Below are 23,050 nucleotides of genomic sequence, written 5' to 3' on the forward strand. Positions count from 1 at the left end.
AACGTAACGAGGAAGTGTACAAAAGTAAATTTCATGTTAAAAATATTTATCAAAATAAAAAAGTGTGAAACTTTTGAAATTTACTAAAATAGTTATAGACACTTCTTAAAATTTCAGTATAATTAACTCAATTAGCAATTTTTAAACGAAACTAAATGTTGAACAAGCGAAACAAAGGTTTGGAGAAAACGAGGAGGAATTTTTTCTATGAAAAAATTAGATTTTCTTCCGAATAGACGGAACAAGTATTCTATACGTAAATTTACCGTAGGAACAGCTTCGATTCTATTAGGAACAATGTTGATTTTAGGAGTAAACGATGAAGCAAGAGCAGCTGAAAACAGCACATCTGATTCATCAGGCAGCAGCTCAAGCAGCTCGACGGGAAGTGGCGACACTTCAACAACTGAGTCAACTACAGAAACTACACCGACACAAGAGACACAAACAAATACGCCAGAAACAACGACGAATACGACAGAAACAGCACCACAAGTTGATACCTCTCCACCACAAGAACCGGCTCAAAATACAACTGAAACAACAGAAACACCTGCGACATCCACGCCATCTGGTGAGACGTCTGCGCCAACAACTGACCCTGCGCCAGCACCAGATACGACTACAGAACAAGATTCAACACCTTCTAATCAAGAATCTTCAACATCAACACCTTCAGAAACACCAACACCTTCACAGCCATCATCAAGTGAATCATCTCAAACACAAAGTAATCCTGATACTAAGACAACACCTTCAACAGACGCACCTTCATCATCAAACGACACTTCATCAGACTCTCAAACAACACCGACAAATGATACATCATCAGAATCTCAAGTGGCACCATCGAATGATACATCAAATCCAGATACATCAACAGGAACGTCAGATGCACCATCAACAACTGACAGTAATACTACAAATAGTACAGCTAATGATACTTCTACGCCAAATTCAACGAATGACACAACAATTTCATCTATTGAATCACCAACACCGACATTGTCTCAAGATTTATCACAAACATTGGATAGCAGTACAGATAAGGAAAGTGCTTTAACAGATTATTTAGCAACTGAAGAAAATTTATCACCTGAAGCAGCACAACAAGTGGTAGATGGTATGGCAGTAGATGCGAATACTGCGACAGATGAAGAAATCGCAGGTGCTTTATTGACTTCTTATTTACTGAATACATCGAGCGCACCTGGCAGTGATCCTGTGGGTGAATTACCATTAACAACATCTACACAATCATCAACGACATCAAGTTCAACAAGTATTTCACCGACGTTTCGTATGATGGCATTTTCAGCATATGCAGCACCAGCACCAGCGACACAAGTCAGCACGTGGGATCAGTTTATTGCGGCGTTAAATGACAAAACAGTCTCTAATATTCAATTGACTGGCAATATCACAGGTACAAGCTCACCGAACCTTCAAACTTCAACAGGACGCTCTGTGACGATTGATGGTGGCGGTTATACGTTGAATACGGGAACGAATATTATTAACGCCCCAGCAACATCAGGCAGTTGGAATATGACGTATCAAAACATGAATATTACAACGGGCAATACAGGTGGTTTAGTAAACTTCGGCGCAAGTACGACGACTAACAACACTATCTCGTTCAATAACGTCAAACATACTGGCAGTAACTTGGTGAGCAGTACACTCGCAAACCAAAACGTGAATGTCAATATTAGCGGCAACTTCAGTTCAATTAGTAATGACAGTACTTTAAACCGCTCAAACATTGGTGCGAAGAATATCAATATTGCGGCAGATGCGACAGTTAATATTACACGTACTGGTTTAGGTAACGCACTGCAAGTGGTTGATGGCGGTGTAATTACAACAGGTACGAATTCAAATATTACAATGAACGTTTCGCCAACCAACCCATGGGGCACAACGAACGGAACAACTGCATTCCAAGTCGGTAATGGCGGCTCTGTGTTAATCGGTGATGGTTCGACATTAAATATTACAGGTCAAAATATTTTTGACTTTGCGAATGATGGCACGCTTTACACAGGTGCGAATTCTACAATCAATATCAGTCAAAAAGGTAACGGTAACATTGTAGATATGGGGACTGGCAGTACTTTCGAAGTTGGCCAATACTCTAAATTCATCGCATATTCCGATGGACATCGTGCGGGTGATTACTCAAACAACAACCTGATAGGATTAGATGGTAACTCTCAAATTTTAATTGATGAGTACGCGACATTGTTCTTAGATGCGAAAAACCATCAATGGAACCCAGATACTAAGACACAAGTCGGCGCTTATAATGACTTAGTCAACATTAATGCGACAGGTACGCAAAGTGCATTATTATGGGTGAAAGATAATGCGACATTAGACTTGCGTACAGATAACCGTGACTATTACGCGGAAGTTTTATCGATTCCTTTAGGCGGTACAAGTCAAAACCGCCAATTTATCTTTGATAATGCGAACTATATCAACTTCCAAAAGAATAGTATTGTCACAAGTGGTCAAAGTACAAATGGCAGTAAGCCGAACTTGATTTATATGGATCCGGGCTCTCCAGGTTATATGAAGTGGAATGGCTCTTATATTGTTAAAACTTGGAATGCGACACACTTTAGTGATCCAAATCAAAGTGCAGATGCGGATACAGTTTGGTCTGACGTCGTAGATTTACAAGCAGCACAAAAAGGTTTCTCTACAGGTACACCAACTTATAATACAGCAGAATCTACAAGTGCCAGCTCAACACCTTCAGGTACAAGCAGTAAAGACTTAAGTACTTTAAATTTAAATACGATTCAAAGAATTGTGTTAATCAGTAATAACTCAGTCAACCCTGAAGCTGTGCCGGCGCAAACAACAGTAGAAACAATTGAGCCAAGCACAAGTTATCAAGCTGTTTCAGACCCGACAAAACCGCTTGGTACTGAAACGATTGTGGTAGAAGGTGTACCAGGTTCACAAACTGTAACAACAGAACCAGGTAAAGATACTATTGTGAACGTGACACAACAGCCAACAAACGAAGTTATAGGTGTGAATAATGTACAAGCGACGACAACAACTATTCCTTACAACACACAATATGTCGGTGTAAACCAACCAACAGATTATACAAACGTGCGTACACAAGGCCAAGCAGGTTCAACAACAACGACAACGACTTACACTGTAGACCCAGCAACAGGTCAATTATCTAATCCAGTGACTACTACATCGACAGTTCAACCTGTGACACAAGTCATTGAAAAAGGGACAGTTCAAGTTACCACAGAAGATATCGCTTATAACACCGTTTATGTAGAAAACCCAAATTTACCTCAAGGTACACAAAACGTTGTTCAACAAGGGGTAACAGGTCAAACACAAACGACAACGACTTATACAGTGAACCAGACAACAGGTGCATTAGAAAATCCGACAACATCAACAACGACATTAACGCAAAAACAAGATCAAATTATTGAAGTAGGATCAGGTGTGACAACATCAACAACTTCACCGATTCCGTCAGGTACGACATATGTTGCAGATCCAAACCCTGATGCAGGAGTTGGAGACCAAACAGTTGTGACGCAAGGTCAAGATGGTGTCGCAACAACAGTAAAAGAACCTGGTCAAGAAGCAGTTACAACAACGACAACACCAGCTGTTGATGAAGTCATCAGTGTGGATAATGTTGATACTAACGTGACACCGATTCAATATAATACGGTGTATCGTTATAACCCGGATTTAGCAGTAGGAACAACGAATACGTTAGTTCAAGAGGGACAAAATGGTTCAACAACGACGACAACAACGTATGATGTAGATGCGACAACAGGTGCATTATCTAACCCGCAAACTGTGACAAATACAATCAATCCAGTTGACCAAGTCTATGAATATGGACCAGTTGCAGGCGATACAGTGTATCAAGTCGACCCGAACTTACCATACAACCAAACAAATACAGTGCCAGGCACGCCAGGGGATCCGAACGATCCAAACAACTTGCCGACGGACACAATTGTTTATGTTGGTAATGTCAGCACATCAACGACACCAATTATTCATAGTACCGAATACATTGGTGTGAATGAACCGACGACGTATAGAAATGTAGTGGCTGAAGGCAGTGATGGTTCAACAACAACGACAACAACATATGAGGTCAATCCTCAAACAGGTGAATTGATTAATCCGCAAACTAATACAGAAACAGTGCCTGCAGAAAATCGCGTAATTGAAAAAGGGACAGTCCAAGTTACAACAGCAGAAGTACCATATGAAACGACTTATAGAGAAAACCCAGATTTACCACAAGGCACAGAAAATGTGTTGCAAGAAGGTGTGGTAGGTCAAACACAAACAACGACAACTTATACAATCAACAGCACAACAGGTGAATTAGAAAGTCCCGTTTCAAATACAGATACTTTAGTACAAGCACAAGACCGTATTATTGAAGTGGGTACAGGTACGACGTCTGTCACAACGACACCAATTCCAGCGACAACGGTTTACCAAGCGAACCCTGACAAAGATTCAGGTACAGGTGACCAAATTGTGATTGTTGAAGGTCAAGATGGTGTGTCAACAACAGTGAAAGAACCAGGTCAAGAAGCGGTTACAACGACAACCACACCAGCGGTTAATGAAGTCATCGGTGTAGATAATGTTGATTCAGCGACAGCACCGATTCCATATGAAACAATCAACCGTTATAACCCAACATTACCTGTTGGTTCACAAAATGTGGTCGTTCAAGAAGGACAAGAAGGTACCGCAACGACAATCAAGACATATGAAGTTGACCCAGCAACAGGTGCGTTATCTAATCCGGTGACAACGGAAGAAGTGTCTCCATCAACACCGCGTATCGTAGAATACGGACCAGTTGAAGGTAATACGGTTTATCAAGTCGACCCGAACTTGCCATACAACCAAACAAATACAGTACCAGGTACACCTGGAAATCCAAATGATCCGAATAACTTACCGACGGATACTATTGTGTATGTCGGTAATGTCAATACAACAAATGAAACATTACCTTATGACACGCAATATGTAGGTGTTAATCAACCGACAGATTATACAAATGTACAAACAGCGGGTCAAAATGGTGTGACGACAACGACAACAACTTATGAAGTTGATCCAAATACGGGTACATTGATTAATCCATCTATTTCAACACAAACGACACAACCTGTGACAGAAGTGGTTGAAAAAGGAACAGTACAAGTTGCGACAACACCAGTACAATATGAAACGATTTATCAAGAAAATGCGAATTTACCTGTAGGCGTTCAAAATGAAATCCAACCAGGTGTGGTTGGGGAAACAACAACGACAACAACGTATACAGTGAATCCTGAAACAGGCGCATTAGAAAATCCGTCATCAACAGATGCGACAACAGTTCAAAAACAAGACCGTATTATTGAAGTCGGTACAGGTACAACTGTTGTGACTACAGATCCAATAGCGCCGACAACGGTTTACGAAGCAAACCCTAATCCAGATGCGGGCACAGGTGATTACACAGTAATAACACCTGGACAAGCAGGTGAAACGACAACTACGAAAGAACCTGGTCAAGAGCCAGTCACTGAAATTACGACACAACCTGTGAATGAAGTCATTGGTGTGGATAACGTAGATACAACAACAGAAACAATTCCGTATCAAACAGAAACACGTTATAACCCGAACTTGCCAGTAGGCAGTACAGATGTAGTGGCACAACCAGGTCAAGAGGGTGTGATTACGACAACGACAACGTATGACGTAGATACAACGACAGGACAACTGTCTAATCCACAAGTGTCAACAGAGACAACACAACCTGTGACACAAATTATCGAATATGGTCCGGTTGCCGGAGAAACGATTTATCAAGCAGACCCAAACCTGCCATATAATGAAACAACGACGGTTGAAGGTACGCCTGGTGATCCGAATGACCCGAATAATTTGCCTACAAACACAGTGATTAAAGTAGGTAATACAACACATGAACTCGCAACATTACCTTATGACACGCAATATGTAGGTGTGAGTCAACCGACAGATTATACAAATGTCAGAACAGAAGGGCAAGAAGGTTCAACAGCTACGACAACGACGTATACAGTGGACCCAGATACAGGTGCGTTATCAAATCCGGTCACTTCTGTTCAAACGATTGGACCAGTTACACAAGTGGTTGAAAAAGGAACGGTTCAAACGACAACAGCGGATGTCCCATATGAAACGATTTATAGAGAAAACCCAGATTTACCACAAGGCACACAAAATGTGGTACAACAAGGCGTGGTTGGTCAGACACAAACAACGACAACGTATACGATAAATCCAGAAACAGGTGCGTTAGAAAGTCCGACATCTGACACAATAACTACGATTTACAAACAAGACCAAATCATTGAAGTAGGTACAGGTGTAACGACATCTACAACGTCACCGATTTTACCGACAACAACTTACCAAGCGAACCCTGATGCAGACCCTGGCACAGGAGACCAAGTTATCTTAGTGCCTGGTCAAGAAGGTGTTGCGACAACGGTAAAAGAGCCAGGTAAAGAAGCGGTCACTACAACGACTAAAGAACCAGTGAATGAAGTGGTTGGTGTAGATAACGTGGATACTACAACGAGCACGACAGCTTATGATACGATTACACGTTATAATCCGAACTTGCCGACAGGCAGTACAAATGTAGTCGTTCAACAAGGTCAAGATGGCGTTACAACAACGACAACTACGTATGAAGTAGACCCGACAACAGGCCAATTATTAAATCCGCAAGTAGAAACAAACACAACAGAACCAGTGAGTCAGATTGTGGAATATGGTCCTGTCGCAGGCAATGTCGTGTATCAACCTGACAGTAATGTACCTTATAATCAAACTAATACTATTGAAGGTACACCTGGAGATCCAAATGATCCGAATAACTTACCGACAGATACAGTTGTCAAAGTGGGTAATGTGCAAACGGATGTGACGACACAACCATATGAAACAACATATGTAGGTGTGAGTCAGTCGACAGATTACACAAATGTTCAAACACAAGGTCAAGACGGTACAACGATTACCACAACAACGTATCAAGTGGATCCAAACACAGGTTCACTATCAAACCCTGTGACTGCAGTTCAAACGATTGCGCCAGTGACACAAGTGGTTGAAAAAGGAACAGTTCAAACAACAACAGCGGATGTCCCATATGAAACGATCTACAGAGAAAATCCGGATTTACCACAAGGTACACAGAATGAAGTTCAAACAGGTATTACAGGTCAAACACAAACAACAACGACTTACACAGTGAACACACAAACAGGTGCACTAGAAAGTCCAGTTGAAAACACAACGACATTAGTTGAAAAGCAAGATCGCATTATTGAAGTGGGTACAGGCGTAACAACTTCTACGACAACACCAATCCCACCTGAAACAACTTATCAAGCAAATCCTGATAATGATCCAGGTGTCGGCGAACAAACGATTATTACACAAGGTCAATCTGGTGTATCAACGACAGTCAAAGAACCTGGGCAAGAGGCAGTTACGACAACGACAACAGAACCTGTGACGGAAGTCATTGGCGTAGATAATGTGGATGTGACACAACAAGATATTCCGTATAACACGATTGAACGTTATAATCCGAATTTACCAGTGGGTACAACGAATTCAGTGGCACAAGAAGGGCAAACGGGTCTTAAAACAACAACGACAACGTATGAAGTTGACCCAGATACAGGCGCATTATTAAATCCTGCGATTAATACAACAGAAACTGCGCCAGTTGATCGTATTATTGAATATGGTCCAGTGGCAGGAGAAGTAATTTATCAACCAGACCCAAGCTTACTAGTAGGCCAACAAACGACTACTGAAGGTGTACCAGGAGATCCAAACGATCCAAATAACTTACCGACAGATACGGTTGTTAAAGTGGGTAATGTCGATACTGCGACAACAATCTTACCGCACGATGTGACATACGTGGCAGTAGATCAACCGACAGATTATAAGAATGTCGCAACAACAGGTGTCGATGGTTCAACGACTACTACAACAACGTATCAGGTGGATCCAAATACAGGTGTGTTAAGCAATCCGACATCAGTTAATCAAACAACAGAACCTGTGACAGAAGTTGTGGAAATCGGTACGCAACAAGTTACTACAGCTGAAGTACCTTATACAACGATTTATAGAGAGAACCCAGACCTTGCGGAAGGCACACAAAATGAACTTCAAGCAGGTGTCATTGGACAGACACAAACGACAACAACTTATAGCGTGAATCCAGAAACTGGAGAGTTATACAATCCAGTTGTGAATACAGTAACGCTGACTGAAAAACAAGATCGTATTGTAGAAGTCGGCACTGGCGTGACAGTAACAGACACAACATTGATTCCGCCAACGACAACGTATGAAGCAGCACCGAACCCAGATGCAGGTGTCGGTAACACGACAGTGATTACAGAAGGTGTACCAGGTGAATCAACAACAACGAAAGCACCAGGACAAGATCCAGTTACGGAAACAACAACACCGCCTGTCAACGAAGTGATTGGTGTTGATAATGTAGACACAACAACAGATACGATTCCATTCGATACGCAATATGTAGCAGTAGATCAACCTATCGGCTATGAAAATGTGGCGACATCAGGTCAAAATGGTACAACAACGACAACAACAACGTATCAAGTCGACCCGAATACAGGTGCATTGATTTCTCCAGAAACAACAACGACGACAGAACAACCAGTGGCACAAGTGATTGAAATCGGTACAAAACAAGTGACAACAAACGATATTCCGTTCAATACAACGTATGTTGATAATCCGAACTTGCCAGTAGGAACTGAAAACGAAGTCCAAGCAGGTATTGTGGGACAAGAAGAAATCACAACAACATATACTGTAAATCAGACAACAGGCGCACTTGAAAATCCAGTGTCTGTGACAACAACACAAGTTGAAAAACAAGATCGTATTATCGAACGTGGTACAGGTGTCACAACAACTGAAGTGACAGAGCTGCCACCGAAAACAATCTATGTTGCGGATTCAGATAGTGATGCAGGTGTGGGCGGTACGACTGTTCTTACGCCAGGTCAAGCAGGTTCAACAACGACAACGACTGAACCAGGTCAAACACCTGTCACAGAGACAGTTCCGGCTGTAGACCAAGTTGTAGGTGTTGATAACGTAGATACAAGCACAACAGACGTTCCGTTTGAAACACAATATGTCGGTGTGAACCAGCCTGTGGGTTATGAAAATGTTGCAACGACAGGTCAAAACGGTACAGAAACAACGACAACAACGTATGATGTGAATCCAGAAACTGGAGCGTTGACGAACCCTCAAGTTTCAACAACATCAACACCAGCTACTGCACAAGTTGTGGAAATCGGTACAACGCAAGTTGAAACTAACGATGTGAATTACGAAACAATTTATAGAGAAAATCCAGACTTGCCTGCAGGTACACAAAATGAAATTCAAGCAGGTATTACAGGACAAACTCAAACAACAACAACTTATACAGTAAATGCGCAAACAGGTGCGTTAGAAAATCCAACTTCAAATACAGTAACAACAAAAGAAGTACAAAACCGTATTGTTGAAGTCGGTACAGGTGTAACGACACAAACTACGACACCAATCGCACCAACAACAAGTTACACCGCAAACCCTGATACAGCGCAGCCAATCGGAGAACAAACAGTGATCACAGAAGGTGTGCCAGGTGAATCGACAACAACGAAAACACCAGGACAAGAGCCTGTTACTGAAACAACAACGCAACCTGTGAATGAAGTCATTGGTGTAAACAATGTGACACAAACAGAAACGGATGTACCATATGAAACAATTATCCGTTATAATCCGAATCTGCCAGTCGGCACAACGGATTATGTAGCACAAACAGGACAAAATGGTTCAACTATTTCTACGACAACTTATGAAGTTGATACAAACACAGGTGCATTGATTAATCCGAACACACAAACAACAACAATAGATCCAATAAATCAAATTGTAGAATACGGACCAGTTGCTGGCGGTACAACATATCAAGCAGACCCGACATTACCAGCTGGTCAAACAAGTACAGTACCAGGTCAACCAGGAGATCCGAATGATCCGAATAATCTGCCGACGGATACTGTGGTAAAAGTGGGCAACGTAACAACAGAAACAAGCCCAGTTCCTTATAACACGCAATATGTAGGTGTTAGTGAACTGACAACGTATACAAATGTTCAAACACCAGGTCAAAATGGTACTGAGACAACAACGACAACGTATACTGTGAACCCAGAAACAGGTGCACTTGAAAGTCCAGCAACTACAACAACGACAATCCCTTCAACAACTGAAGTGATTGAAAAAGGTACAGTACAAGTTGTAAATACGGATATTCTTTACGACACAGTATATAGAGAAAATCCAGATTTACCTGTAGGTACACAAAATGAAATTCAAGCAGGTAGCGTTGGCACATCACAAACAACAACAATTTACCAAGTGAATGGTCAAACAGGTGCGTTAGAAAATCCAACGTCAGAAACAACAATTCTATCTGGAGCACAAACACGCATAATTGAAGTAGGTGTCGGCACAACTGTTACGACAACAGATGTGATTGAACCTAAGACAAACTATGTCGCAAATCCAGATGCAGACCCAGGCACAGGTAATCAAACAGTCATCACACCAGGTGAGCCGGGTGAATCGACAACAACGAAAGCACCAGGTCAAGAGCCTGTCACTGAAACAACAACACCAGCTGTTGATGAAGTGATTGGTGTAGACAATGTGGATACGACAACACAAACAATTCCGTACGAAACCATCATCCGTTATAATCCGGATTTACCTGTCGGTACAGTGAATCAAGTGGTACAAGAAGGTCAAGACGGTACGACAACAACGACAACGACATATGATGTAGACAGCACAACAGGTACATTGTCTAATCCGCAAGTAACACAAAGCACAACAGCACCTATCAATAAAATTGTAGAATATGGTCCGGTTGAAGGTACGATTGTGTATCAACCAGATGCGAATCTGCCATATGGTGAAACAGAAACAATTCCAGGTACGCCAGGCGACCCGAATGATCCGAATAACCTACCGACTGAAACAGTAGTGAAAGTGGGTAACCAAGTTACAACAACGGATGCGTTGCCATATGGCACGCAATATGTTCCAACAACTGAACCGGTAGGCTATGAAAATGTGAAAGTCGCAGGTCAAGATGGTACATCTACAACGACAACAGTGTATGATGTGGATCCAACAACAGGTACATTAAGCAATCCAGCAGTGACGACAAATACAACACCGGCTGTCACACAAGTTGTTGAAAAAGGCACAACTCAAGTCACAACAAGTGCTGTACCATATGAAGCGGTTTATGTAGAAAATCCTAATTTACCTGAAGGTGCACAAAATGTGCTTCAAGAAGGTTCAGCAGGTCAAACACAAACAACGACAGTTTATTCACTCAATGCGGAAACCGGTGCTTTAGAAAACCCAGTTTCTTCTACAGTGACAACACAAGAAGCAATCAATCGAATTATTGAAGTCGGTACAGGGGTAACGACAACAACGACAACACCGATTGCGCCGACTACGTCATACGAAGCTAATCCAGATTATACGCAACCTGTCGGAACACAAACTGTGACAGTCCCTGGTCAAGCAGGCGAATCAACGACAACGAAAGCACCAGGACAAGAAGCGGTTACAGAAACAACGATTCCTGCAGTGAATGAAATTATTGGTGTGAATAACGTAGAACGTACAGAAACAACCATTCCATACGAAACAATCGTACGTTATAACCCAAGCCTTCCTGTAGGTACAACAGATTATGTCGCACAAGAAGGTACGAATGGTACAACGACAACGACAACAACGTATGAGGTAGATAATCAAACCGGTGCGTTAACGAATCCACAAACACAAACAACAACAGTAGATGCGATGAATCATATTGTGGAATATGGACCGGTAGAAGGCGGCATCATTTATCAACCAGATGCGACGTTGCCTGCAGGTCAAACATCTACAACACCAGGTACACCTGGAGATCCAAACGATCCAGATAACTTACCGACAGATACTATTGTGAAAGTCGGCAATACAACAACAGAAACAACTCAAGTACCTTATGAAACGAAATATGTAGGTGTTGATGCACCAACAACTTATACGAATGTACAAACACCTGGTCAAACAGGTACAGAAACGACAACAACAACGTATAGCGTGAATCCTTCAACGGGTGCTTTAAGTAACCCGCAAATCACAACAACATCAACACCAGCTGTTGATGAAGTGATTGAAAAAGGTACGACACAAGTCACAACAGCTGACGTTCCTTACAATGTGGTTTACAAAGAAAATCCTAATCTACCTCAAGGTACAGAAAATGTACTGCAAACAGGTATCACAGGACAAACGCAAACAACAGTAACGTATACGGTGAATCCGCAAACAGGCGAGCTAGAAAATCCATTATCAACAGATCAAGTGCTAGTAGAAAAACAAGACTTGATTATTGAAGTGGGTGTCGGTACAACATCAACGACAACAACAGAAATTCCGCCAGAAACAACGTACGTTGCGAACCCTGATCCAGACGCAGGTACAGGTGATACACAAGTGGTGACACCAGGCGTACCGGGCGAGTCAACCACAACGAAAACACCTGGACAAGAAGCGGTGACAGAAGTTACTACACCAGCGATTAATGAAGTGATTGGTGTAGACAATGTGGATACGACAACGCAAACGATTCCGTATGAAACAATCATCCGTTACAATCCAGACTTACCTGTCGGTACAACAGATTATGTTGCGCAAGAAGGTCAAAATGGAGTCACTACAACGACAACAACGTATGAGGTGGACAGTCAAACAGGTGCGTTGACGAATCCTCAGACTGAAACACAAACAACAAATCCAGTGCAACGTATTGTGGAATATGGACCAGTAGAAGGCGGTGTGGTCTACCAACCAGATTCAAGTGTGCCATATGGCGAAACAGTAACTGTTCCAGGTACACCAGGTGACCCGAATGATCCAAATAATCCACCGACAGAGACGGTCGTTAAAGTTGGTAATATGACAACAGATACAACACCAGTTGCGTATGACACGCAATATGTACCGACAACTCAACCGGTGGGCTACGAAAATATTACGACACCAGGTCAAGACGGAGTAGTAACGACAACAACGATTTATCAAGTGGACAAGACAACAGGTACATTGATTAATCCAGAAGTAACATCAATCAAGACACCACCTGTCACACAAATTGTGGAAAAAGGTACAACACAAACATCAACGAACGATGTACCATACGAAACAGTGTATATCGAGAATCCTAACTTGCCTCAAGGCACACAAAACGAGTTACAGGCAGGTGTTACAGGTCAAACGACAACGACTGTGACGTATACGTTGAGCCCACAAACAGGTGCGTTAGAAAATCCGACAGAAGTGACAACTACTGATATTGCGAAACAAGACAGAATCATTGAAGTCGGCAGCGGTACAACAACATCTACGACAACACCGATTGCGCCGCAAACTTCATATGAAGCGAACCCAGATGTATCACAACCAATTGGTACACAAACAGTGATTACAGAAGGACAACCAGGTGAATCTACAACAACGAAAGAACCGGGTCAAGAAGCGGTAACAGAAGTGACAACACCAGCAGTGAATGAGGTTATCGGTGTCAACAACGTAGAACAAACAACAGAAACGATTCCGTATGACACGATTGTCAGATATAATCCGAATCTGCCAGTCGGCACAACGGACCATGTTACACAAGAAGGTCAAAACGGTGTTACTACGAAGACAACAACGTATGAAGTAGATGCGACAACGGGTGCGTTGATTAACCCGACAACGAATACTGAGACAACCAACCCAGTGCAACGTATTGTGGAATATGGACCAGCTGCAGGCCAAGTGGTTTACCAACCGGATCCGAACTTACCAGCAGGTGAAACAAGAACAGTGGAAGGTCAACCAGGAGATCCGAATGACCCAGATAATCCACCGACAAACACAGTCGTTTATGTAGGTAATGTCGTAACTGATTCAACATCAGTACCATACGATACGCAGTATATCAGTACAGATGAGCCTATTGGTTATGAAAGTGTCGTAACACCAGGTCAAGACGGTACGACAACTACAACGACAACGTATGAAGTGGATCCGATGACAGGCGCATTAGTAAATCCAACAACATCAACTGAAACAACATCACCGACATCGCAAATTGTCGCAAAAGGTACAACTCAAACAACAACGAATGACGTACCATTCGAAACAATTTATCAAGAAAATCCTAACTTACCGCAAGGTACTCAAAATGAAGTACAAGCAGGTATCACAGGTCAAACTGAAACAACAACGACGTATACAGTCAATCCAGAAACTGGTGCACTTGAAAATCCATCAACTGTCACAACAACTGTGACACCGGCACAAAATAGAGTGATTGAAATCGGAGTCGGTACAACCGCAACGACAACAACAGAAATACCGCCGTCAACTTCATATGAAGCGAATCCAGATCCATCACAACCAATCGGTACACAGACAGTGACAACAGAAGGACAACCAGGTATTGAAACAACAACGAAAGTACCAGGGCAACCTGCGACATCAGAAATTACAACACCACCAGTCAATGAAGTGGTAGGTGTGAACAACGTTGAACAAACAACAACACCTATACCATTTGAAACAATTATCAGATACAATCCTGATTTACCAGTCGGTACAGTTAATCATGTGGCACAAGAAGGTCAAAACGGCGTAACTACAACGACAACAACGTACGAAGTAGACAAAACAACAGGCGCTTTATTGAATCCGACAACAACAGAATCTGTCACAACACCGCCAGTTGACCGTGTGATTGAATATGGACCTGTCGCACCATCTACAACGTACCGTCCAAATCCAGACTTGCCAGTTGGCGAGACACAAGTGATAGAAGAAGGTACGCCAGGAGATCCGAATGACCCGAATAATCTGCCGAAAGACAGAGTGATCAGTGTCGGCACGAAAGTGGTCACAACGACAGATATCCCATATGACACAATCTACCAAGACAACCCGAACTTACCAGCAGGTACAGAATATGAAGTACAGCCAGGTAAAACAGGTCAAACACAAACAACAACAGTTTACGGCGTAGATCCGAAAACAGGTGAACTCATCAATCCAGATACAACAACAATTACACTGGTTGAAAAGGTAGACAGAATTGTTGAAAGAGGAACTGGCACAGTACCAGTTGACCCAGAAGATCCGGGCACAACACCAGAAGAACCAGAACAACCTGAAGATCCGGGCACAACACCAGAAGATCCAGGTACAACACCGGAAGAACCACAAGAGCCAGAAAATCCTGAGACACCAACACCAGAAGTTCCAGAAACGCCAGGCACACCAGAACAGCCTGAAAATCCAACGCAACCAGAAAAACCAGAAGAGCCTGAAACAGAAGTGCCAAATGAACCAAGCGAACCAAATCAACCAGAACAACCAATAACACCAAGTACACCTGAGACACCAACACAACCAGAAAAACCATCACAACCGACATCACCAGAAGTTACTGTGCCATCTGAAGATAAAGATGGAGTAACGCCACCACATGTACCATCTGAACCTGAAACTAATGATGGTACAACAGTAACGACTGAAGGTGAACAAGATGTACCAGCTCAGTCAGAAGCTGAAGGTAAACAACCAACAAAAGCAGATAAGCAACAAACTGCTAAAGATAAAGACTTACCTGATACAGGTCAAGATGATGTGAAGAAAACATTATTCGGCACATTGTTCGCTGGTTTAGGTGCTTGGTTACTCTTTGGCAAACGTCGTAAGAAAGATAATGAAGAGAAATAAGTATTAAATTTAAAAACTGAATAAGTAAGATGAGACGTCCTTTGAAAGTTCAAGGGGCGTCTTTTTTATGATTTTATTTCTGAAATGGTAAAGGAGAGATTGTGTTAATTGTATGTAAAGAATGTTAAGTGAGTGTTGATTTTATAATTAGTTTATTAATGGTATGTAATTCTAAAATTAGGATTGTTAAATAATAATTTTAATTACGAATATTGATTGAATACTTTTTACTTAGTGGATTATACTGTTACTAAATTGGAACATAATATCTAATTAGAATATTTGCGATGTGTGTTGAAATGGCAGAAATCTTTTCGGATGGAAGCGATAAACAAAAAACCATTTGGATATTTGGCAGATATTCTAAAGTATTATTTCTTGGCATCATAGTGAGAGATAATCGTTAAAGATAAAGGAGAAGATAGCTATGCAAATACCATTTAGTCCGCCTAAAATTTCTGAAGAGGCCATCGAAAGTGTTGTGGAAACTTTAAGATGCGGTTGGATTACGACAGGGCCTAAAACGAAAGCATTTGAGGAAGCGTTAACTGACTATATGGGGACAGAAGGTACAGTCGCAATGAACTCAGCAACGGCAGCTTTAGAAATGACATTACGTTTATTAGGTATCGGCGAAGGGGACGAAGTCATCACTTCTGCTTATACATACACCGCTTCAGCCTCAGTCATCGCCCATGTCGGCGCTAAAATTGTATTAGTAGACACGCAAAAAGACTCCTTAGAAATGGATTACACACAACTCGAAGATAAAATCACAGAAAACACAAAAGCCATTATTCCTGTGGATATTGCAGGTCAATTATGCGATTACGATCGATTATTTGAAATTGCATGTCGTAAACAAGCACTTTTCCACACGGAAAATCCTGTGCACGCTTTATTAAATCGTATAGCGATTATTAATGATGGTGCCCATTCATTCGGCGCGACCAAAGGGGAAAACAAAAGCGGCAGCTTCGCAGACTTTACCACATTCTCTTTCCATGCGGTAAAAAATCTGACGACTGCTGAAGGTGGGGCAGTTACATGGACGAAAGATTACGAAGCACATGGTTTTGATTTACAGAAACTATACAAAACTTCTATTCTGCACGGTCAAAGTAAAGATGCCTTATCTAAAATGCAGAAAGGGAACTGGGAATATGACATCTCAGAGTTAGGTTACAAATTCAATATGACAGATATCAATGCGGCCATTGGTTTGGATCAACTCAATCATTATGATGAAAACTTAGCACGCCGTAAAGAAGTGGTACGTTTATATGATGAAAATTTAAACTCAGATGTTATCAAGACGCTAAAACACTTTGATAATGATAAAGAATCCAGCTGTCACTTATATATCACGTGGATTAAAGGGGCAACAGAAGAACAACGTAATGCGATTATTGAACATTTGGCGGATGAAGGTATTGCGACAAATGTGCATTATAAACCGTTACCGATGTTTTCAGCGTACCAAGAATATGGCTTTGACATTAAAGATTTCCCGAATGCGTATGCGCATTATGTGAACGAATTGACATTACCGCTCTATCCGCAGTTAACTGATGAACAAGTAGAATACATTATTAAACAAGTGAATGAAGCAGTCGGCGGGGTGCTGGTATGAAGAAGGTCTTAATTCTAGGTGTGGCACCTGTACAAGCTGAAGCTATTGAGAAATTAAAAGAGATGGGTTACGAAACACATGCGTTGGCCATGAAAAAAGATGGCCCTGGTGCTGACAGTGCAGATTATTTCGAAGAGATTAATATTATAGATGAAGCGGCAGTCATCGCTTATATCAAACAACATCATATTGATGCTGTTTATTCAGTAGGCTCAGATTTGGCTATGCCAGTTGCGAATAAAATCTCAGAAGCCTTAGATTTACCACACTTTGTCAGTTATGACACAGCATATGCATGTAATCACAAAGATGTAATGCGTGCACAAACCAAAGGGATTACAGGTTCTGTCCCTTTTGAAATCACAAAAGATGTGAACCATCAAACAGAAATTGACTACCCAGTCTTTGTGAAACCGACAGATGGTCAAGGACAACGTGGCATTACTTTAGTGACACAAGCTGCTGATTTACCAGAAGCGATTGCTTATGCGGTGGATCAGTCTAGAGAAGGCGCAGCAATTATTGAACGCTATATCGATGGTTATGAAATTTCAGTGAATGGCTATGTTGTAGATGGCGAACTGCAATTTACCTTAGTATCGATGCGTGAAACGTGGCCGCAACATCCAGGTTTAATCCATAAACATATTATCGACCCTGATTATGATTATCCTATGGCTTCTATTGAAGCAGCGATTGCAGCACACTTAGAGACCCTGAAAATTCAAAATGGTCCTGTGTATGCGCAAGTAAAAGTAATGAATCACGAAGCATTTATTATTGAAATCACGCCACGCTTTGATGGTTGTCATATGCATAAATTGATTCAATATTATAATCATGATGACTTATTAGAGAAAACGTTCAAGCATCTTCTAGAAGAACAAGCCCCTACATTTACGGAGGCGACAACAACACAACCTGTGGTTTTAGAGTTTATGTGTGAGACACCGAAACAACCGATTGATTATTATCAATTCAAAGTACCAGATCATACTTTAGAAAGCTATCGTTATTACCAACAAGGAGAATTCATCAGACCTGTTAACGGTGTGTATGACAAAGTGGGCTTTTATATTTATCCGCTGATGAAGGAGGAAGATTAAATGGCCTTTAGAATTACAGGCGGCACAGGATTGCTTGGTCGCTATCTGACTGCTTTATTAGAAGATAAAGCTATTGATTATACAGTTTTATCACGTCGTCAAAATACAGAAGATGCGCATCAAGTCCAAACCGATTACAGCGAGGCTTCTTTGGAGATGATATTTCAAGAAGATGATGTCATTGTTCATCTGGCAGGTAATAGAGGACCAAAGAAAAACATCAGCAGTTATACAGAAGAAGTACAGATGGCACAACATGTGTTTGAAGCGGCGCTTGAACAAAAATGTAAAAAAGTAATCGTGGCTTCTTCTATTTCTGTATATGATGATACTTCTACATTGCCTTGGCAGGAAGAAGACGCAGTGAATGATGTGCCGAAGTCTTTATATGGTTTGAATAAACGTTATATTGAACAGCTGGCTGCGTATTATCGTAAGCATTATCAGTTGGATATAGTGTGTTTACGTTTCTCTCATTTATTTGGCGCACATGAGAAAAATAACTATATGATTAATTATTTTATGCGCTTAGCTTTGTTAGGGAAGCCCTTAACAGTAATGGGTGAGAGTGATGTATCACGTGAATTTTTATATGCGAAAGATGCGGCAAATGCGATTTGGCAAGCGTCCCAGTATCCAAACACTTCTTTAATTCAAAACATTAAAGGCAGTGAAACGTTAACGAACCTAGAAGTGGCGCAACATATCAATCAAGTGTTCGGCAATCCGACTGACATTCAACGTCAAGATGAAGATGTGCCGGATTATTTTGAACCTTCTTATATGGATGGTACACGAGCACAACAAGAAATTGATTTTGTCCCTCAACATCAGTTTATAGATGCATTACAAGAAATTTATCGAGAAATGGAGGGGCTGCGTGATGAGTTACCGGAAAAATATTAAGCGTTTGTTAGATGTGTTGTTATTTGTAGCATTGTTGCCGGTGTTATTAATTGTAGCTTTGCCTGTTAGTATAATGATTAAGAGAGAAGATAGAGGCAGTATCTTATATAATGGGCAACGTTTAGGTGTCGGTATGTTGCCTTTTGAAATGCATAAGTTTCGTACAATGAAAGAAAACGCACAAGATATTCGTAATGCGGATGGCAGTACGTTCAATAGTGATCAAGACCCACGTGTGACAAATATCGGTCGTGTGTTACGTCAAACAAGTATTGATGAATTACCACAATTGCTGAACGTATTAAAAGGTGACATGAGCTTTGTCGGACCGCGTCCGAGTCCGCTTGGCAATACACATCGTTATCCGGATTACTATAAAACAAAGTTTCATGTGAAACCTGGTATTACGGGTTTAACACAAGCTTTGTTGCGAAATAGTGCTTCGATGGAAGAACGTATGCGTTTAGATGCTTTTTATGCGGCGAATGTCAGCTTTAAAATGGATGCATTTGTGATTTATAAAACGATTTCAACGGTGTTATTACGAAAAAATATTAATCAGAAGTAAGAGAGGAATAGCACTTATGAAGAAAGAACTGATTTTGTTGACGAATTACTTTCCTTACTATAAAGGAGAGGAATATTTAGAAGAAGAAATCAAATATTTGGCAGAAGCCTTTGATCACATTGTGATTGTTCCGACAATGGTCAGTCAGAAGATGAAAGTGACAAGAGAAGTACCGGATGTTGCGACAGTCATCGACTTGCCTTTCCCGCAAGGACTAAAAGATAAGGCCATCAACTTCTTAAAAACAGGGCCAAATATTTTATTAAGTCAACCGCGTTTACGCAGTATCGGTGAAAATGCAGGTTCCTTAAATCCTTATAAGTGGATGTACAACTTGTATTTTGAATCGAGAACAGATGCGATTTATCAAGACTTAGTACGCTCACATTTATTACCGGAAAATGATGGCTATACGCAGCTTTATATTTACAGCTATTGGTTTTATATCACTGCGAACCTCGGCAGAAAATTAAAATATGATTATTATGGTGATGATTCTATCCCATTTATTTCTAGAGGACATGGTTATGATGTCAATGATTATATTAAACCGTTTAGCTTCTTGCCGATGCGTCAGACGATGTTGAAACATGTGGATGCGTTATATCCAGTATCTGATACGAGCTCGAACTATTTAAGTAACAAGTTCCCGAAATATGCGGATAAAATTGAAACCAGACGTCTCGGTGTAGGTGAAGGCAATTATCAAGTTTCATTACGTCAGCCGCCTTTATTTGTCAGCTGTTCAACGATTCGTAAATTAAAGCGTTTAGATGTCATTATTGATGCGTTAGCACAATTGAATGAACAAGGTTATGATTTCAAATGGGTACATATCGGTGATGGTCCAGATGCGCAAAAAATTGAAGCAATGGCGAAAGAGAAATTAAAGCCGTCTCAATATGAATTGATTGGACGTTTGCCGAACAAAGACGTCAGAAAATGGTATCATGAGCATAACCCGACGTTATTTTTAAACACTTCTGAATCAGAGGGTGTACCAGTCTCTGTCATGGAAGCGATGGCGAATGCGATTCCTGTTGTAGCTTCAGATGTCGGAGGTACAGCTGAAATTGTACAAACAGATGTAAATGGTACTTTAATCAGTGAAGCACTTAAGCCAGAAGAGGCAGCACGTGCGATTGAATATTTCATAAATCTTTCAGATGAAGCTTATCAAGGTTATGCGAAAGGTGCTTACCAAACTTGGCAGACGCTCTGTGATTCTGAAAGTCTTTATACTGAATTTGCGCATGAACTTGCACAACCTTAAGAATTCAACTCAGTATATTGCTAGACACCTATGACACAACCAGATGAAAGCGTGTAATACGCAAGAAACGACAAATAAGTAACGAATGAGTAAGTAGGTGGAAGTTTGACCAAGTTATTAAGATGGTGTGTGCTGATGATTGCGGTGATATTGCTTACTATCGGCATTATCTTTTCGAATATTACCTTGTTATTTAGTGCACTCTTATTATTTTTCCTGAACAATCTGATATATGGACTAGAAGCGTTCAACCAGCGGGTCATCTTCTTTATGTTCAATGTGACTTTCTTTGTCTTTTTAATGGGCAGAATGGTTGTCAGCAAACTGTTCCATTATCATGAAAAGGATTTTAAACTGCTGGGAACGTATTTTACAGATCAAGCCACAATATTTAATATTTTAATCTTATTAAGTTTAAGTTTGTTTTGTCTCTTTTTAGGATTTGCGATGTTAGATCGCACGGTTCAACAAGGGTTTAAACAGTTTCAGCCTATTGAGACGACATATAAACAAAATATCCGAATCATCAGTTTAGGTGTCTTTACGATTGCGATTATTTTTAAGTTGATGTATTTGGCAGAAGCGGTTCAAGCTTCACAATCACAAGGGTATTATGCCTATTTCTCTAGTTTTAAATCGAATTTACCAGGTGTGTTTGTGTTGATTAGTCGAATGTTCCCAGTCGCATTCTTTGTATATCTCGCAACATTGCCTGCACAAAAGAAAGCATGGCTGCCGATACTTGCTTATTTATTTGTAGATGGGCTTTCTGTATTAACCGGATCTCGTTCTGACTTTATGTTAGATGTGCTCATCTTGTTTATTTATTTCTGTTATCGCAATGTTTTAGCGAAGCAGACAGGTACGCAAGCATGGTTCGGTAAAAAGACAATTATTGCGGGCATTATTTCAGCACCGATTTTATTAGCGTTGATGAATTTTGTCGGTAATAACCGAGGTGGGGAGAAGACTGATGGTGGTTTCTTTGATGCATTGTTATCATTTTTCTTCTCACAAGGTATCAGTGTCAATGTCATTGGTTATACGATTGAGAAAGCGAAAGAAATCCCGGATAAAATCTATTCTATTGGGCCGTTAACAGAGTATGCCGTTTACAATATTTGGGGCAATTTAACTGGAGGGCAAGGCGGATGGTCTGGCCAATCGGTTGAACGTGCTTTAGAAGGGTATCAGTACTCGCATACAATGTCTTATGTCATTATGAAAGACTTGTATCTTAAAGGTGTAGGTTATGGTTCAAGTTTCGTTGCTGAAACTTATCATGATTTCGGTTATGTCGGCATGATGTTCGGCAGTATTGTCATTGGTTTATTAATTGCGTTATTTACGAGAATGTTGACCGCAAAACATATTTTAGTGATTGCGGCAGCTTTAATCATGGCACGAATGATGTTATTTATTCCACGTGCTAGTACAATCGCGTTTATTATTGATACTTTTTCACCAGCGAATATTTTCACAGTGCTTGTGATTTTCGGATTAGAACGTGTGATGCGTTCTTACTTTGAACGCAAGCGCAACCAACATAAACAGGAGTTATGAGT

The 23,050-nt window shown here is 41.0% G+C and carries 7 protein-coding genes; all 7 read left to right on the forward strand.

Annotated features, from left to right (window positions below; genetic code table 11):
- The first annotated feature begins 207 nt into the window (after window positions 1–207).
- The 7 genes from HMPREF3270_RS13770 to HMPREF3270_RS10320 all read left to right on the forward strand — a co-directional run bounded on the left by HMPREF3270_RS13770 (window position 208) and on the right by HMPREF3270_RS10320 (window position 23,048).
- A complete protein-coding gene (locus HMPREF3270_RS13770) occupies window positions 208–15,999 on the forward strand; it encodes a G5 domain-containing protein (RefSeq protein WP_070867254.1) in 15,792 nt (5,263 codons plus the stop codon).
- 427 nt (window positions 16,000–16,426) lie between these two features.
- Window positions 16,427–17,632, forward strand: coding sequence for a DegT/DnrJ/EryC1/StrS family aminotransferase (locus tag HMPREF3270_RS10295; RefSeq protein WP_070848701.1), 1,206 nt, complete (start codon window positions 16,427–16,429; stop codon window positions 17,630–17,632).
- The gene (locus HMPREF3270_RS10300) at window positions 17,629–18,738 is read left to right on the forward strand and encodes an ATP-grasp domain-containing protein (RefSeq protein WP_070462695.1); all 1,110 of its coding nucleotides are present in this window, start codon (window positions 17,629–17,631) and stop codon (window positions 18,736–18,738) included. The genes HMPREF3270_RS10295 and HMPREF3270_RS10300 overlap by 4 nt, the downstream gene beginning before the upstream one ends.
- Complete coding sequence (locus tag HMPREF3270_RS10305) at window positions 18,739–19,644, forward strand: NAD-dependent epimerase/dehydratase family protein (protein ID WP_070848700.1); 906 nt, start codon at window positions 18,739–18,741, stop codon at window positions 19,642–19,644.
- Window positions 19,622–20,212, forward strand: a complete 591-nt coding sequence (locus HMPREF3270_RS10310; protein ID WP_057510097.1) for a sugar transferase — start codon at window positions 19,622–19,624, stop codon at window positions 20,210–20,212. The genes HMPREF3270_RS10305 and HMPREF3270_RS10310 overlap by 23 nt, the downstream gene beginning before the upstream one ends.
- 16 nt (window positions 20,213–20,228) lie before the next feature.
- Window positions 20,229–21,485, forward strand: coding sequence for a glycosyltransferase (locus HMPREF3270_RS10315; protein ID WP_070848699.1), 1,257 nt, complete (start codon window positions 20,229–20,231; stop codon window positions 21,483–21,485).
- Between the two features lie 105 nt (window positions 21,486–21,590).
- Window positions 21,591–23,048, forward strand: a complete 1,458-nt coding sequence (locus HMPREF3270_RS10320; protein ID WP_070848698.1) for an O-antigen polysaccharide polymerase Wzy family protein — start codon at window positions 21,591–21,593, stop codon at window positions 23,046–23,048.
- The last annotated feature ends 2 nt before the right edge of the window (window positions 23,049–23,050 follow it).

Origin of the sequence: Staphylococcus sp. HMSC65H10 (assembly GCF_001839185.1) — a bacterium.
Lineage (GTDB): Bacteria > Bacillota > Bacilli > Staphylococcales > Staphylococcaceae > Staphylococcus > Staphylococcus simulans.

Excerpts from the sequence above, each read along its gene's own strand:
- HMPREF3270_RS13770 (WP_070867254.1), top strand. The coding sequence starts at position 208 with ATGAAAAAATTAGATTTTCTTCCGAATAGACGGAACAAGTATTCTATA.
- HMPREF3270_RS10295 (WP_070848701.1), top strand. The coding sequence starts at position 16,427 with ATGCAAATACCATTTAGTCCGCCTAAAATTTCTGAAGAGGCCATCGAA.
- HMPREF3270_RS10300 (WP_070462695.1), top strand. The coding sequence starts at position 17,629 with ATGAAGAAGGTCTTAATTCTAGGTGTGGCACCTGTACAAGCTGAAGCT.
- HMPREF3270_RS10305 (WP_070848700.1), top strand. The coding sequence starts at position 18,739 with ATGGCCTTTAGAATTACAGGCGGCACAGGATTGCTTGGTCGCTATCTG.
- HMPREF3270_RS10310 (WP_057510097.1), top strand. The coding sequence starts at position 19,622 with ATGAGTTACCGGAAAAATATTAAGCGTTTGTTAGATGTGTTGTTATTT.
- HMPREF3270_RS10315 (WP_070848699.1), top strand. The coding sequence starts at position 20,229 with ATGAAGAAAGAACTGATTTTGTTGACGAATTACTTTCCTTACTATAAA.